The following is a 15,160-nucleotide window of genomic DNA, read 5'->3' as shown; positions in this document are numbered from 1 at the left end:
GAGGTTAGTTGTATGCGCCTCATAGACAGTATCCTAAGCCGGCTCGGCATTGCGGGCGAGCTGTTGTTTTTTTTCTGGCAGCACAAATGGTGGTGGATCACGCCCATGGTGCTGGTGTTGTTGCTTTTCAGCGGCTTGTTGATTTTCGCCCAGAGCTCCGCAATCGCGCCGTTCGTTTACACGTTATTTTGATGGATGCTGCGATTCCCGTACAGGGCCACAGGGCTACACGGGAGATACCGTCGCTGGTGCTTTGCGACGCTGCGGGAATCCTTCCATGAACATCGCCGGAAACAAGGCCGGAATATCCATCGGCCTCGGCCTCGCGCTTGTGGTTTTCGGTGTAGTTCTTAGCCGTACAACCTTGGAGACGACGGGGTTTTGCGGTCCACCGATAACGTCGCGTCTTTTTCTGACCCTCATATTCGGCACGAGAGTGTCATGCGTGGGGCTCGGGCTATACCTGCTCGTAATTCGCCCGAGGTTGCGGGGATCGAGAGTCGGTCTGATGCTTTGTAGTGGGGCATTTACAATCGCGCTGATCACGGTAATGCTGCAGCTGTTTTATAAGCCCGTTCCGCTGCGTGCGGGCTGGAGATCGTCAGCGCCGGCCGCTGAAAAAAACCAGCTCGGATTTCGCGGGCAGAAGATCGAATATTCGGATGAGGACTTCGTCGTCGTTCTGCTCGGTGACTCTCAGGTGGAAGCCAGAGCGAGCGCATACGGGTGGATGCCTGAGCGACGATTGGAATTCTATTTCAATTCCGCCGGTCTCAAGGCGAGGGTGTTCACGTTGGGTACTGGCGGATATGGAACAGATCAAGAGCTGCTCGCTCTGAAAGAATACTATCAGAAATATCGTGCAGATTTGGTTGTTTTGTGGGAAACCCCGAACAACGATGTGTGGAATAACGTGTTCCCAACGTACTACCCGGTAAACGGTACTCCAAAGCCGACATTCTGGCTGGAAGATGGAGAATTGGCCGGCCCCAGCGAGCAATTGGGGGAGGATTTGAATCCGCAAATTAAGGTGGTGGCGCTGCTACGGAGATATTGCCCCGCCGACAGGGATGGGGTGTGGGAGAAGCGTCTTCCGAAAGCATTCGTGCCTAAGGAGAGATATGACGGCCCAGTTAACTGGAACTGGCAAAGGATGCACGATGCGGGAATGATGCGCAATCATCAGCTCAGCACAGAAAAAAGCCCGCTGGCGATGATGCTGACTCCGCGCAGTGAAAGAACCCAATATGGGCTGGATCTTACCCGGAGCTTGTTGAAGGAGATGGAAAGATTGGTAGTCTCAAGGGGCGGGAAGTTCGTCATACTCTATACCCGTGCACCGGAATCGAAATACTGGCATTCGACTGGCGACGAGTCGAGTGCCGAGCAGGTTCATGTCTTGAACGGCAAATATTACACGACATCGCGGCAGCAATACGAGGCGAATGTCGATTACATCAATCGAGATTTCGACGTGCATGTGATCCCGGTGACGGTGGAGGAGTGGGAAGTAGGGCCGGCCGATAGCCATCTGAACGAGCATGCCAACGACCAGGTTATGAGGGATTTGGCGCGCAGGTTAATTCCTGTGGCTCGCGCATTGACCAAACGTGAGAAAGTACAGAACCCTACGTCCGGACTTTCCTTGCGCGGCGAGCGAGCGCGGTGACTGCCTCTTCAGGAAACCTCCGCCGGCGCTGTGGCCGTAGCGGACCGTGAAGACGAGGCATTGCGATGCCGGCGCAGCATTTGATTGCGGGTTAACGCATTGAAGAACGTGCTCAAAGGCGGGGGGCCTGGACGCCCGGTGCGGATTCCGGACACTGAGATCTCGCTGGAGCGGACAAGTGGGGCGGACGAAGTGGGTGTCGTGTTCCGTTGGCGTGGAGAAGTGTATCGGGCCATTGCTGCTCAGTACGAAGTTTTCTATCGGCAATTGTTGGACAGTCCGCTGTATGGCGAGTTGACGACGCTTGGCATGGTGGAGACCGAGATCACCGAGCACCGTATCGACGGATTTGATCTCGTCGTCAAGCCGAAAACCATTCCCGTGGTATCCTATCCCACGGAGTGGACCTCGGCGATGCTGAAGGACGCCGCAATGATGACGTGCGATATCGAATTGCGTCTGCTGAGATCGGGTTACACGCTCAAGGACGCACACCCCTGGAACATCCTCTTCGATGGATGGAGGCCGGTTTTCGTGGATATCGGCAGCATTTGCGCGAAAGGGCCGGCGCCGGTACGTACCTTTTTGCACGAATTTCGAACGGATTTTCTTTACCCTCTGTTGTTCCTCGATAGTGAGGCATCGCCCCTGGTCGATGTTGCAATGAACGCCTATTTGGGCTTGCCGAAGCTCCCGATATATCGGTTGCTGTTCTGGCTTATGCCGATGCGGCACTGGCTGTATCACTTTGGAATGGATCGGAAAGCAAGACGGGTAGCCCGAAGATCCCCGGAAGCGGCCGTTGAGATTTTGCGCAGACAGATAGAGCGGCTGCCCGGACATCACGGTGAAAAGAACCCAGTGTGGTCGCTGTCCGGCGTTGAAGCGGATTGGGAACGGAGTGTAAACACTGCATTGGGTGATATCGTCGATAAGCTCAGACCGACGAGCGTCCTCAAAATAGGGGCGGATGAATCGTGGTATCGTCTGGCGGCGGCTTGCTGCAAATCGCGGGTCATAATAGCCGATGCGGATGATGACCGTGCGAACCGAATTTACGAACGTGTCAAAAATGAGCGGTTGAATTCACTTGTGTTGAAGGTCGACCCGATTCTTGCGAGTCCGCCCCACGACCGATGGGGGATACACAGGCCGGCAGAAGAGCGCCTCCGATGCGACGTCGTCTTCATGTTTAATACCGCCCGTTATTTCGAGGGCCGGCGGAAAAAGCGGTTCTCGGATGTGGCTTGGCGGCTGAGCAGGTTCTCTCGCAAGGCGGCGTTGGTCGGGTACAAACCGGCGCAGTACGGCGATTCGGAAGGCTCGGCGAAGACTCTTACATTAGCGAGCGCCAGGGAAACGTTGGGAGAATATTTCGAGAAGGTGTGTAGCTACGCGGAACTCGATCGGGACCGGTGGATGCTCCTGTGCCTCGAGCCTCGGCGAAACACAGATCCCGAACTCCGAGAGCGAACGAAGTTCGTCCTGAAAGAATGAGCATGAAGCGCTATGTCGGGCTGCTAAAAGCGCCCGTTCGATGGGCCCTCGATCGGGTTCTTGGAACGGTCGTGGGCGTGGATACCGAAGAACCGTTGGCGGCCCTGACATTCGATGACGGCCCGCACCCTGAATATACGCCGAGAGTGCTCGACATCCTGGAGCGATACGGTGCGCTAGGCACGTTTTTCATGGTGGGAAAAGCCGCGGTCGAACACAGAAATTTGGTAAAGCGGGTCGCGGAAGCAGGCCACGCGATCGGGAATCATTCTTGGGATCATCCGTCCTTTCCGCTGCTCAGAGCGAAGGACAGGCGCGCTCAAATCCGCTCCTGCTCAGATGCGCTGGCACCCTATGGCGCGAAATTGTTTCGGCCGCCGTTCGGGAACCAAAGCGTACTTTCATATCTCAGCGCCCGTATGTTGGGCTATGAAATAATCGCCTGGTCGCTAGAAGTAAGGGACTGGGTTCCGAACGACCCCGAATGGATTGCCGAACGGCTAAAGACGAGCATTCGTCCTGGCTGCATCGTTCTCTTGCACGACCGACTTTTCGTCAGGGCTGACAGTTATTGCAGTCGTGAACCTATGCTGACCGCCGTGAATTCGTTCCTGCGAGAGGCGTCGGTACATTATCGATTCGTCACCGTTCCAATGTTGCTGAAGGCTGGTCGCCCGCGCCGGCGGCGGTGGTTGATGCCGCCGGATCTCAAATTTCTCGACGGCATCAAGAATGACGCCCTCAAGGAGCCTTGATTTGCCGACTGTGGAAGAAAGCAAAGCGTGGACCTAAGCGTCATTATTCCGTCTCTTAACGCGGCTCGGACGATTGCGACTCAACTCGAAGCATTGGCGACGCAGAAGTGGAGCCGAAGCTGGGAGGTGATCATCGCGGACAATGGATCGTGTGACGAGACCCTCGAGATTGTCAGGCAATACCGAAACCGCCTGCCGGGCTTGCGAATCGTCGAGGCCCGCGAGAGACGTGGTGCAGCACATGCCCGCAATGTCGGTGTTGCAGCAGCGGCGAGCCGCAATGTTGTATTTTGCGACGCAGACGACGAAGTCGCTCCGGGATGGGTAGCGGCAATCGGTGAAGCCTTGTTCGAGCATGGTTTCGTAGCGTCGCGATTCGACACCGGAAAGCTCAACCACCGAGAGCTTCAGAGAGTCCTGGGCAATCCTCAGTACAGGGAGTTGCAAAAATTGTGGTATTCGCCGTTCCTGCCCCATGCCGGCGGCAGCGGGATGGGAGTCAAGCGAGAGATTCATGACGCCGTAGGAGGATTCGACGAAACCTTGCTCCGACTCTCGGATACGGATTATTGCGTCAGGATTCAGAAGCGAGGCATCCGTCTGCACTTCGTCGAGGACGCGGTGGTGAACGTTCGATGTCGCGACAGCCTGCGCGCATTGTACCGCCAATCTCGGGGGTTCGCCGAGTATAACGTGCTCCTATACAAGCGGTACCGGACTTCGGCGACGGGCAGCAGCGCGCTCTGGAGTTCTTATGTAAGAGATTGGATCGCGTTGCTTCGTGCGCTTCGGGGAATTCACCGTGAACAGGGCCGGGGAGTGCTGGCGTGGCGGCTCGGAAGACAGATCGGACGATTGGTAGGAAGCGTCAAGCACTGGGTTCCCCCGGTATGAGGGATAGAAGGGTGGAAGACGCCTTGGCGGGCACCCGGCGGCGCTGGTAAGGGCTCCAAACGCTAGGCATCCGGATTCTAGTACCATGAGCGACACGGTTATCCGCGTAGAAAATCTTTCGAAGTGCTATCGGATCGGAGCTGCGCAGGCGCCATACGATACTCTGCGGGACAAGATCGCCGGCGGCCTGGCCTCTGTTTTTAGCCGAAACGGCCGCCCGCCAACGGAAGGATTCGTCTGGGCGCTGAAGGATGTTTCGTTCGACGTCAGCGAGGGGGAGGTCGTCGGCATTATCGGCAAAAACGGGGCAGGAAAAAGCACTTTGCTCAAGATACTTTCCCGTATTACCGAACCCACGGCGGGGAGGGCCGAGATCCGGGGCCGCCTCGGCTGTCTTTTGGAAGTCGGGACGGGCTTTCACCCTGAATTGACCGGCCGGGAAAACATTTACCTGAGCGGGGCGATTCTCGGCATGAGGAAGACGGAAATCGACCGTAAGTTCGACGAGATCGTGGCGTTTTCAGAGGTGGAAAAATTCATCGATACGGCGGTGAAGCACTACTCCAGCGGCATGTATGTGCGGTTGGCGTTCGCCGTTGCCGCACATCTCGAGCCGGAAATCTTGGTGGTCGATGAAGTGCTCGCAGTCGGCGACATTGGCTTCCAGAACAAATGCCTGGGGAAAATGGGGGATGTCGCGCGACAGGGCCGCACAGTTCTCTTCGTCAGCCACAACATGGGGGCCATTGCGAACCTGTGCACGGCGGCCATCTGGCTGGACGGCGGCAAGATTGCGCTGCGGGGGGACGTGACGTCGATCATCGGGGCGTACGTCAAGAACAGCACGGCTCCGAACCGAGCGGAGCCTGGCAACTACAGGAGGGTTGGAACGGGAGAGGCGCGGATCAGGAAAGCGAGGCTGCTGGACACAGAAGGTCAGGAGCGCGAAACGTTCAGCATGGGAGAAACGATTGTCGTTGACTTCGACGTTGAGTTCTACCAGAGCCTTCCCGCGGCATACTTGAGCCTGCAGATCAAGCGAGTGGAAATGGGGTTGCAGGTTGTCCATCTGGAAAGCCAGGACTGCGGCTTTGTACCGGAGCGCGTCTCGGGAGGGTGTCGCCGTCGTTACAGGGTGGAAATCCCCAATTGCCTCCTGTACCCGGCTTCCTATCACATTACCCTGTGCGTTTGGGCACAGGGCGCGACATACGATTACGTCGCGGATGTTTTGACTTTCACCATGGTTCAAAGCAACGTATCCAAACGCACGTTTCCCCTGAATCTTAATAAACAAGCGATTTATTATATGCCGTCCTATTGGCGTGAGCTGTCGGAGTGAGATCAGATAAGGCCCTGGAGTTGTTAGGTGTTTCGCGGGATGTGGGAATCGAACGGTGGCGGGCGTTGCTCGGACGACACTTGGCCTTTGTGGCGGCGACTTACGCTCTGTATGTCCCGGTCTTGTCCTGTTGATGACGCCCAGCGTACCGGTAGGGTCCTCATTAGCCGGAGGGGAGAAGTAATCCGATGAACGAGCAGCAAGTTAGGCCTGCACGCGCGGCAGACCGGCTGAAACCGGTGGCTCAGAGGAACATAGAGTCAGCTCTCGCCAGAGCCGTGAGATCGATTCGGGCGCGAGCGCTCTGGCTGAGTCGCTGGTTCCATCTTCAGCGCATGCGGCGACTCGTCATTCCGAGGCGCGAGTTTCTGGCGGACCTGAAATATGCCGTGGACAGTCGTACGGGTTACGCTGCAGGCAAGATCGGAAGGTCGCAGCAGCACTGGATGTATTACGATATTTTATTGAAGCGGCAAACTGATCGAGAGGAGATTCGTCGGTTCGAAAAGGACCTCCTTTTTCATGCTTTGAAACAGTCTGGGGTTTTCCCGGAGGATATCGGATTTTATCGGGAGTTCAATCGCTTTTACATCCCGCACGTTAAAAACCTGGACTGCATCGGCATTTGTTTTACCGCGTGGGAACCGGAATTGTTTCGCTATTACGGTATCCGATCGAAACCGATCGGTTACCCGTGTCAACAGCCTTTCTTGACGGTCGGTCATCTCCCGATGTTCTTCAAGCGCGCCGATATCGCGGAATCCGAGGGCGAGGGCAACGGGTACCTCGAATATTTTAGGAACAAGCGAATTCTTCTGGTTTGTCCCTTCGCTAAGTTCCTGAAAGAGAGAGCCTGTAAGGAGACCTACGAGGCCATATGGTCCAAAACGGGACGCAAGTGGTTCGAGCCCAAAAGTGTCGAAGCCGTCGAATTGCCCTACGGATTCGAGATCGAGACGCAAAAAAAATATGGAACGGCGATTGATCTGTTCCACGCGGTTGTCGGGGAAATAGACGCGCGGGATTTCGATATCGCGCTGATCGGTGCCGCAGGGTTGGCGATACCAATAGCGTCCCACATAAAGCAAACCGGGCGGATTGGGATTGACTTGGGGGGTATTCTCCAAGTGGTTTTCGGCGTGTACGGAAAGAGGTATTTGGAGCGGGAAACCTGGAAGAGAATGTACTTCAACGACCAATGGGCTCGCGTGCCGGATGGGTACCGACCGTCGCGCATGGATGTGTGTGACGGAGGAGCTTACTGGTAGCGAATGCCTCGGGGACAGAGGCGTCGTGAAGGCAAAAGCCCGCAACCCGCGTTCCGAGGGAAGCGGTCCGGTGGAAGGGACAAGCGTGAAACCGAGGCCCTGTACTAGGCCGGAGACAAGGTGGCGGCACAAAAAAAAGCGCTAATCACCGGGATCACCGGACAGGACGGCTCTTATCTGGCGGAGCTGCTTCTCGCCAAGGGATACGAGGTCCACGGCATCATCCGGCGGGCGTCGACCTTCAATACCGGCCGGATCGATCACCTCTACCAGGATCCGCACATCAATGGCGTGCGGCTGTTTCTTCACTACGGCGACATCGCGGACTCCACCAACCTCATCAAGCTGCTGTACAGGATCCAGCCGGAGGAGATATACCATCTCGCCGCTCAGAGCCACGTGAGAGTGAGCTTCGACATTCCCGAGTACACCGGAGACGTGACGGGTCTCGGGACGATCCGGATCCTCGAGGCGATCCGGGAAACCGGGCTCAAGGCGAAGTTCTACCAGGCCAGCAGCTCGGAAATGTACGGCAAGGTACAGGAGATTCCCCAGCGCGAGACGACGCCTTTCTATCCCAGGAGCCCCTATGCGGCGGCAAAGGTATACGCCTATTGGGCAACGGTGAATTATCGCGAGAGCTACGGCATGTTCGCCTGCAACGGCATCCTGTTCAACCACGAGTCGCCCAGGCGCGGGGAGACTTTCGTGACGCGCAAGGTCACCCGGGCTGTCGCGCGCATTCGCGCCGGGCTGGACCACAAGCTCTACCTTGGCAATCTGGATGCACGGCGGGACTGGGGTTATGCGAAGGAATACGTCGAGGCGATCTGGCTGATGCTCCAGCAGGACGAGCCCGACGATTACGTCGTCGCGACAGGCGAAACTCACTCTGTGAGGGAACTGGTGGAGACGGCGTTCTCGTATGCCGGACTCGACTGGAAGAGGTACGTCGAGAAAGACCCCCGGTACTTTCGGCCTGCCGAAGTCGATCTCCTGGTGGGTGACGCGAGCAAGGCGAAGCAGGTTCTGGGCTGGGAAGCGAAGACAAAATTCAAGGATCTGATCCGGCTGATGGTGGACGCGGATATGGAAGAAGTTAGCAATAAGCAATGAGCAGACAAATCCCGTCGCGCCAAGACCGCCAAGAGAAGACTCTCTCGCCAACGGCGCGGCACGGCTTGAACCGTCTGAACGGGTGCGAACGGGACCGAAGAGCGGCACGAAGGCGCTACAGGCGCAAATATCAGGTTTCTTTGCGTCCTTTGCGCCTTAGCGCGATGAATCGTTCTCTCCGGTCCTTGGTCTGCCGCCCTGGGCGGCATGGCCTGAACCGTTTGAACTGGTAGTATGAGTTTCTCTTGGGCTGACAAACGTGTCCTCGTCACCGGCGGTGCCGGGTTTCTCGGCTCTTTCGTGGCCGAGAAACTCCGCGAGCGGGGATGTCGGGACATTGCCGTTCCCCGCTCGCGCGAGTTCGATCTTCGGGACCGCGATGCGATCGTCCGGCTCTTCGAGCAGAGCCGCCCGCAGGTCGTCATTCATCTCGCCGCTGTCGTCGGCGGCATCGGCGCCAACCGCGCGAACCCCGGTCGTTTCTTCTACGACAACGCGATCATGGGGATCCAGTTGATGGAATACGCCCGCCGTTACGGAGTCAAGAAGTTCGTCGCGGTCGGGACCGTATGCGCCTACCCGAAGTTTACCCCGGTGCCGTTCAAAGAAGACGACCTCTGGAACGGCTACCCGGAGGAAACCAACGCCCCCTACGGCCTGGCCAAGAAAATGCTGCTCGTCCAGGCGCAGGCCTACCGGGCGCAGTACGGCTTCAACGCCATCTATCTGCTGCCCGTGAACCTTTACGGCCCTCGGGACAACTTCGACCTCGACAGCTCGCACGTGATCCCGGCTATGATCCGGAAATGCGTCGAGGCGAAGCGGGCGGGCGCGCAAGAGATCGTTCTCTGGGGCGACGGCTCGCCGACGCGGGAGTTTCTCTATGTCGAGGACGCCGCAGAGGGGATCCTGCTCGGAGCGGAGCGGTACGACGGAGGCGACCCGGTAAACCTGGGGTCGGGGCAGGAGATCAGCATCCGTGACCTCGCACGTTTGATTGCAGCGGAAGTCGGCTTTACGGGAAAGATCGTCTGGGACACGAGCAAGCCCAACGGGCAACCCCGCCGCTGCCTCGACGTGAGCCGGGCGGAGAAGCTCTTTGGCTTTCGTGCGGCCTGTCCGTTCGCGGAAGGCATTCGCAGGACGGTCTCCTGGTATCTGGAGCAGCGAAAACCAAGCAGTCAGCAATGAGCAGAGGTTGTCCACGCCGAGTTAAAGACGAGACTAAGTTCGAGCTTGAGCCCCGACTTAAAGTGGACCTAAGCTTTGCCTGTCTAAGCCAAAACCAAAATTGAATTCGAAATAATCCATGTCCTGTCCGCACGTTTCCGAGCTACCTCCCCCCCCGAAAGGCAAACACGGTTGGCCGTGGACCGAGGAAAGCGACAGACTGGCGCCTCTAATGCCGGGCGGTCGTGTGTGGCCGCGAATCACGGTAGTGACCCCTTCGTTCAATCAGAGCAGCTTCATTGAAGAAACGATCCGATCGGTCTTGTTGCAGGGGTATCCCGATCTGCAATACGTCGTCATGGATGGCGGCAGCACAGACGGATCGGTCGAGATTATCCGGAAATACTCGCGTTGGATTGACTACTGGACGAGCGGACCGGACGGGGGCCAGAGCGCGGCGATCAACCGGGGATTGGAGATCGGCACCGGCGATTTTGCAGCTTGGATCAACAGCGACGACATGCTTTTTCCAAACGCTTTATTTCATCATGCGACGCGGATAGGATTCAACGAGGGGACCGTGTATATAGGGCAGTGTGCCTACTTGGACGTGCACGGCAGGATTACTCGAATGCACCGAAGCAGGATCAGGACCCTGGAAGAGCTGCTCCGTGTTCCTGAGGTGTGGCGCCAGGGCGGTAATATCGTGCAACCGGAGGTGCTGTTTCCTCGGCAGTTGGCGCTTCGGGTCGGCGGCCTCGATGTTAATAACCATTACAGCATGGACTACGATCTGTGGGGGAGATTCCTGATCGCCGGAGCCTGTTTTCAATGCACGGATGTTCCGTTCGGGATGCTACGGAGCCATCGCGACCAAAAAACCACAGATGGACTTCGCACGACTGAGTCTCTGGTTAGAACGGCTCTCAAGCTTCTCGAGCAGGCCGATGGGCTTTCCGGTTCGACCAGAGAGACAATTGAAATGGAACTCCGTGCTTACCTAGCTGAGTATCCGGAAAAGCATTGGAAAAAGTCAGGTCGGCTCGCACGCATCGGGCTTCCGCGAAGCCTTGTCATCCGAATTCGGAGTGCTTTGAAAATCCTGAGGCTCCGATAGGATCAAGTCAGATAGGGTTGAGATCACGATCCCGCGGCGCCCCCATAAATCTTGATGAACCTTAAGCCAGCCTCTTTTTTACAATGAATGTGTTACTTGTTCTTCCGTGGGACCAGTTGCACGGTGGCGTCACATCGGTGGCAGTCAATCTCGCCCGATACCTGGAAAAGCACGGGCATGAGGTATTTTTCTTCCATTCCAGTCGCGGCGCCATTTTTCTCAAGCGAAGCGTGACCCAACTGGGCTTTCGCAGCTTCGAGCTCAGGCTCGGGCTTCCGTTTCGATCAAGACGGCCGGTGTTGAGCGCGTTGGCGTTCCCGATGCTCTTCCCGCTTATGATGTTGGAGCTGTGCCGACTGATCCTGCAGAACAAGATCGAGGTAGTGAACATCCATTATCCGACGGAGACGATGTGTTTTTTCGCGCTGTGCCGGAAGCTTCTTCCGATCAAGCTCGTAACATCGATTCACGGAGCGGATATTTTTCCCAAAGGTCGGGCGCGGGAGCGTTACGAATGGCCCTTGAAGGCCCTGTTGAATGCCTCGGATCTCGTTGTGGCGAATTCGGAAGCGTTTAGACGGGACTTTTTGTCTTTGTTTCCGCAATTCGACAAAAAAACAATCACAATTCACAACGGGGTTGATATAGAGACGTTCTCTCGGCCGTGCGAGGAGCCCGCGAAGAACGGCCGCCGTTATTTATTAAGCGTTGCGATGCACAACGAAAAGAAAGGACTGGATGTGTTGATCAGCGCGTTCGCTGAAATCGCAACGCACGATGCAGCTTTGGAGCTGGTGCTAGTAGGGGACGGGCATCTGCGTCCCAAGCTGGAGGCTCTGGCAAGGTCGCTGAAGGTGCAAGACCGCGTGAAATTTCTGGGCCGCCGGGGACAAAGCGATGTCGTCAGGCTGTTGAAGGGCTGCGAAGTGTTTGTCCATCCCGCAGTCGCAGAGCCCTTTGGAATCGCGATCTTGGAAGCTCTGGCGTGCCAAAAGCCGGTGGTCGCTAGCAATACGGGAGGGATCCCTGAGATCATTCGAAACGGGCAGAACGGCGTTCTCGTCGAGCCGAGAAATCCGAAGGCGTTGGCCGCGGCTATCTCCACGGTGCTGTCCGATGGTGCACTGCGGGACGAACTGGCGGCGAACGGTTACGCGACAGTGCGGCAGTTTTTTCGTCATACGGCGACGGGACAGAGATACGAAAGTGCGCTCCGAGAATTGATCGTTGGTCGTCGGCCCGGCGTTGTCGCTCGAGTAGATGGGTAAACTCTGGAAGATGGTCTTGGTGGCTGGTGCCCGGCCGAACTTCATGAAGGTCGCGCCGTTGATCCGCGAGCTGCGCTGCCATCCCGATCTATTCGAGCCACGGCTGGTCCATACAGGCCAGCACTACGACACCGAGATGTCGGAAATCTTTTTCGACGAGCTGGGACTGCCGCAGCCCGACCGGTTTCTCGGAGTGGGCTCCGGTAGCCACGCTGAACAAACGGCGCGAATCATGGTGGAGTTCGAGAAGGTGTGCGTGGAGGATCGACCTGATCTCGTCGTGGTGGTCGGCGACGTAAATTCCACGATGGCTTGCGCGATCACCGCCAAAAAACTGGGCATCGCTGTGGCTCACGTCGAGGCGGGCCTGCGCAGCCGGGACTGGACGATGCCGGAGGAGATCAACCGCGTCGTCACCGACGCGGTGGCGGACCTGTTGTTCACGACGTCACGCGACGCGGACGAGAACCTTTTGAAAGAGGGAGTCGCGGCGGAGCGGATTCACTTCGTGGGCAACGTGATGATCGACTGCCTGTTGGCGCTTCTCCCGAGGGCAGAGGGACGGGGTACCTTCGAACGTTTCGGAGTCGAGCCCGGCGGCTATGCGACGCTCACGCTGCACCGCCCGAGCAACGTGGACGATCCCGAGGTGCTCGAGGGAATCGTCGAGGTTCTGATGGAAGTGTCGCGCGGGCTGCCGATCGTCTGGCCGGTCCATCCGCGGGCGCGCAAGAGCCTCGAAGCGTTCCGCCTCGCCGAACGGGTGGAGCGATGTCCGGGAATCAGGCTGGCGCAACCTCTGGGCTACCTCGACATGCTGGCGCTCAGCCGGAACGCGCGCCTGATACTGACGGATTCCGGGGGTCTGCAGGAGGAGGCCACAGTTCTCCGCGTGCCCTGCATTACGCTCAGAAACAATACCGAACGGCCGGTAACGGTCGAGTGCGGCTGCAACCGGCTGGCGGGGAACGATCCGTCCCGGATCCGGGCCGCGGTGCTCGCCGCTCTGGACAGCTCGGGCTCGAGCATCGGGACTCCGGAGCTGTGGGACGGCCGCGCCGCGGAGCGAATCGTGGACGTGTTGAAAGCGTTTGAGCCGGGCGACGCAAGGACGGCAGAAAAATGACCGGGGACCGGAGACCGGGAAGACAGAGCAGACCGGCGACCGAGGACCGAAGACGGGGAAGAACGATTCCTCGCGCTAAGACGCAAAGATCGCCAAGAAAGAACGAGTGTTTTTTGCGCCGTTGGCGCGAAAGAGAAAAACCCCTCTTTGCGCCCTTGGCGGGCTTGGCGCGAGCAGGGAATTGAATTCGTCGCGCAAAGCCGCAAAGGCGGCCAAGAAAAAAGCAGTATTTTGCTGCGCGCGTAGGCGCGGGGGAGAAAGTCTTTTCTTTGCGCGCTTGGCGCTCTTGGCGCGAGAAAATGGATTCATTGCGCAAGAGCGCAAAGAACCCCCGCCCAGCGGCGTGTTCGTGCCGGTCATCGGTCTTCGGTCTTCGGTCTGCACCTGGAACTTCGAACCTCGAACTTTGAACCATTATTTCCGCGCAAAGCCGCAAAGGCGGCCAAGAAAAAGCAGTATTTTGCTGCGCCCGTAGGGCGGGAGAGAAAGTCTTTTCTTTGCGGGCTTGGCGCTCTTGGCGCGAGAAAATGGATTCATCGCGCGAAGATGCAAAGAACCCCAAGAAACACGGGGTATTTCAATCGCGCCCGGCGGCGCGTTCGTGCCGGTCATCGGTCTTCGGTCTGCGGTCGGCACCTGGAACTTCGAACCTCGAACTGAAATTCATCTGTGCCCGACTCATTGGAGTTTTTCGCAGAGGTCGATCCAGCCGAACGGACCTGTGAATCGCTGGCGGCGGGTTTTCCTGAAATTCCGTTTTTCACTTCCGCGTATCTTCGCGCGCGGCGCAGCACCGGGTTCCAGCCCGTTGTGCTCGGGCTGAGGGAAAGAAGCGGAGCGTTAGCGTCCGGATGCGCGGCGCTTCTGAAGGCAAATTTCCTGTTTCTTTCGCTTCAGATCCCTTTTCTTCCGCGCCTGCCCCGGCCGGACATTTTCAGGGATGGGTTGCTGGGGTTTTGCCGTGAGACGAGAATCCGGCGGTTGTCGCTTACAAGCGGGGCCGCGCCCGGGGATCAGCCCTTGTCTCTCCCGGGAGAGCCGCGGTGCACCCCTCGGTGCGCTTATCTCCTGGATCTGACAGGCGGGGATCTTCGCTCGCGTTTCTCTCCCGGTCACGTGCGCAACATCAGGCGGGCGGAGAGCGCAGGGCTTCGGCTGGACCGGACAAGACGACCCGAGGCATGCAAGGAGCATGTCCGACTGGCCAGCCACTCCATGGAACGCCGCAGAAAGAGGGGCGAGCAGGTTCCTGCCGTCGACGGGGCAGGGTTCCCAGCTTACCTGGAGGAAGGAGCCGGCGAGCTTTTCCGGGTGATGAGCGGAGACCAGGTGCTCGCATCCGTGATGGTCCTCAGAGCGCGTCGCGGAGCATATTACCAGTCGGCAGGAAACTCCCCGGAAGGGATGGCCTCCGGCGCATCTCACTTCTTGGTCCACCGAACAGCAGAGACCTTGCGGGCCGAGGGCCTGACCCTGTTCAATCTGGGCGGAGCGGGAGCGGACGCTGCGGGGCTTCACCGGTTCAAGGCTGGCTTCGGGGCGGAAAAGGTCGAGTTGGAAACCGTCGAGTGGTTCCTCGGCGGCATGCTGCAAAGGACATCGCTGGCCGCATTGCAGTCGGTCCGGACCGCCTGCAGGGAGGTTACAAGGGGACTGCGCGAAGCATGGCGTTAAGAAGCAACGCCGCTGGGCGGCAGACCAGCGACCGGGGACCGAAGACGGAGACGAACGCAGTCGCACTTCCCCGTCCTGTCTCCGGTCCCCGATCTTAACCTCGAACTTCGAACCTCGAACTTTTCCCCCGCCCCAGGATTTCTTTGGACACCTGATTGGGAGAAATGTTAAGGAGAAAAACCCAGGAGGTGTCCATGTCGAAAAGACAAGTGCAACGAGGTCGATTTTCTGCTCGCCGGAAGTTGGAAGCTGTGCTTCGGTTGC

The 15,160-nt window shown here is 58.0% G+C and carries 14 protein-coding genes; 13 read left to right on the top strand and 1 reads right to left on the bottom strand.

Annotation, left to right across the window (positions count from 1 at the left end; translation table 11 throughout):
- Positions 1–12: 12 nt before the first annotated feature.
- The 12 genes from VNN77_09355 (at position 13) to wecB (ending at position 13,222) form a co-directional block, all read left to right on the top strand.
- Positions 13–192 (top strand): DUF5989 family protein, encoded by a 180-nt coding sequence (locus VNN77_09355; protein ID HXG51595.1) that lies wholly within the window; start codon positions 13–15, stop codon positions 190–192.
- An 85-nt stretch (positions 193–277) separates the two neighbouring features.
- Positions 278–1,669: a hypothetical protein gene (locus VNN77_09350; protein HXG51594.1), complete on the top strand. Its 1,392-nt coding sequence runs from the start codon at positions 278–280 to the stop codon at positions 1,667–1,669.
- A 99-nt stretch (positions 1,670–1,768) separates the two neighbouring features.
- Positions 1,769–3,166 carry a hypothetical protein gene (locus tag VNN77_09345; GenBank protein ID HXG51593.1) on the top strand — a complete coding sequence of 466 codons (1,398 nt, stop codon included), beginning with the start codon at positions 1,769–1,771 and terminating at the stop codon, positions 3,164–3,166.
- Between the two features lie 2 nt (positions 3,167–3,168).
- Positions 3,169–3,921 (top strand): polysaccharide deacetylase family protein, encoded by a 753-nt coding sequence (locus tag VNN77_09340; protein HXG51592.1) that lies wholly within the window; start codon positions 3,169–3,171, stop codon positions 3,919–3,921.
- Positions 3,922–3,948: 27 nt separating this feature from the next.
- Positions 3,949–4,815 carry a glycosyltransferase gene (locus VNN77_09335; protein ID HXG51591.1) on the top strand — a complete coding sequence of 289 codons (867 nt, stop codon included), beginning with the start codon at positions 3,949–3,951 and terminating at the stop codon, positions 4,813–4,815.
- A gap of 85 nt (positions 4,816–4,900) precedes the next feature.
- A complete protein-coding gene (locus VNN77_09330; protein HXG51590.1) occupies positions 4,901–6,157 on the top strand; it encodes an ABC transporter ATP-binding protein in 1,257 nt (418 codons plus the stop codon).
- Between the two features lie 188 nt (positions 6,158–6,345).
- Positions 6,346–7,425 carry a hypothetical protein gene (locus VNN77_09325; GenBank protein HXG51589.1) on the top strand — a complete coding sequence of 360 codons (1,080 nt, stop codon included), beginning with the start codon at positions 6,346–6,348 and terminating at the stop codon, positions 7,423–7,425.
- A 120-nt stretch (positions 7,426–7,545) separates the two neighbouring features.
- Positions 7,546–8,541, top strand: coding sequence for a GDP-mannose 4,6-dehydratase (gene gmd / locus VNN77_09320; GenBank protein ID HXG51588.1), 996 nt, complete (start codon positions 7,546–7,548; stop codon positions 8,539–8,541).
- A gap of 234 nt (positions 8,542–8,775) precedes the next feature.
- Positions 8,776–9,732, top strand: coding sequence for a GDP-L-fucose synthase (locus VNN77_09315; GenBank protein ID HXG51587.1), 957 nt, complete (start codon positions 8,776–8,778; stop codon positions 9,730–9,732).
- A 226-nt stretch (positions 9,733–9,958) separates the two neighbouring features.
- A complete protein-coding gene (locus tag VNN77_09310) occupies positions 9,959–10,828 on the top strand; it encodes a glycosyltransferase family 2 protein (GenBank protein ID HXG51586.1) in 870 nt (289 codons plus the stop codon).
- 83 nt (positions 10,829–10,911) lie between these two features.
- Positions 10,912–12,096, top strand: coding sequence for a glycosyltransferase family 4 protein (locus VNN77_09305; protein HXG51585.1), 1,185 nt, complete (start codon positions 10,912–10,914; stop codon positions 12,094–12,096).
- Positions 12,089–13,222: a UDP-N-acetylglucosamine 2-epimerase (non-hydrolyzing) gene (gene wecB, locus VNN77_09300; protein HXG51584.1), complete on the top strand. Its 1,134-nt coding sequence runs from the start codon at positions 12,089–12,091 to the stop codon at positions 13,220–13,222. Before VNN77_09305 ends, wecB begins: the two co-directional genes overlap by 8 nt.
- A gap of 75 nt (positions 13,223–13,297) precedes the next feature.
- Here wecB and VNN77_09295 read toward each other — a convergent pair whose 3' ends face one another.
- Positions 13,298–13,582, bottom strand: a complete 285-nt coding sequence (locus VNN77_09295) for a hypothetical protein (protein ID HXG51583.1) — start codon at positions 13,580–13,582, stop codon at positions 13,298–13,300.
- Positions 13,583–13,891: 309 nt separating this feature from the next.
- Between VNN77_09295 and VNN77_09290 the strand changes: the two genes are divergently transcribed.
- Positions 13,892–14,896: a GNAT family N-acetyltransferase gene (locus tag VNN77_09290; GenBank protein HXG51582.1), complete on the top strand. Its 1,005-nt coding sequence runs from the start codon at positions 13,892–13,894 to the stop codon at positions 14,894–14,896.
- Positions 14,897–15,160 lie beyond the last annotated feature (264 nt).

It is taken from the genome of Candidatus Zixiibacteriota bacterium, from assembly GCA_035574315.1.
Classification (GTDB): domain Bacteria; phylum Desulfobacterota; class Binatia; order UBA9968; family UBA9968; genus DATLYW01.
This window is presented reverse-complemented; position numbering and strand designations above follow the sequence as displayed.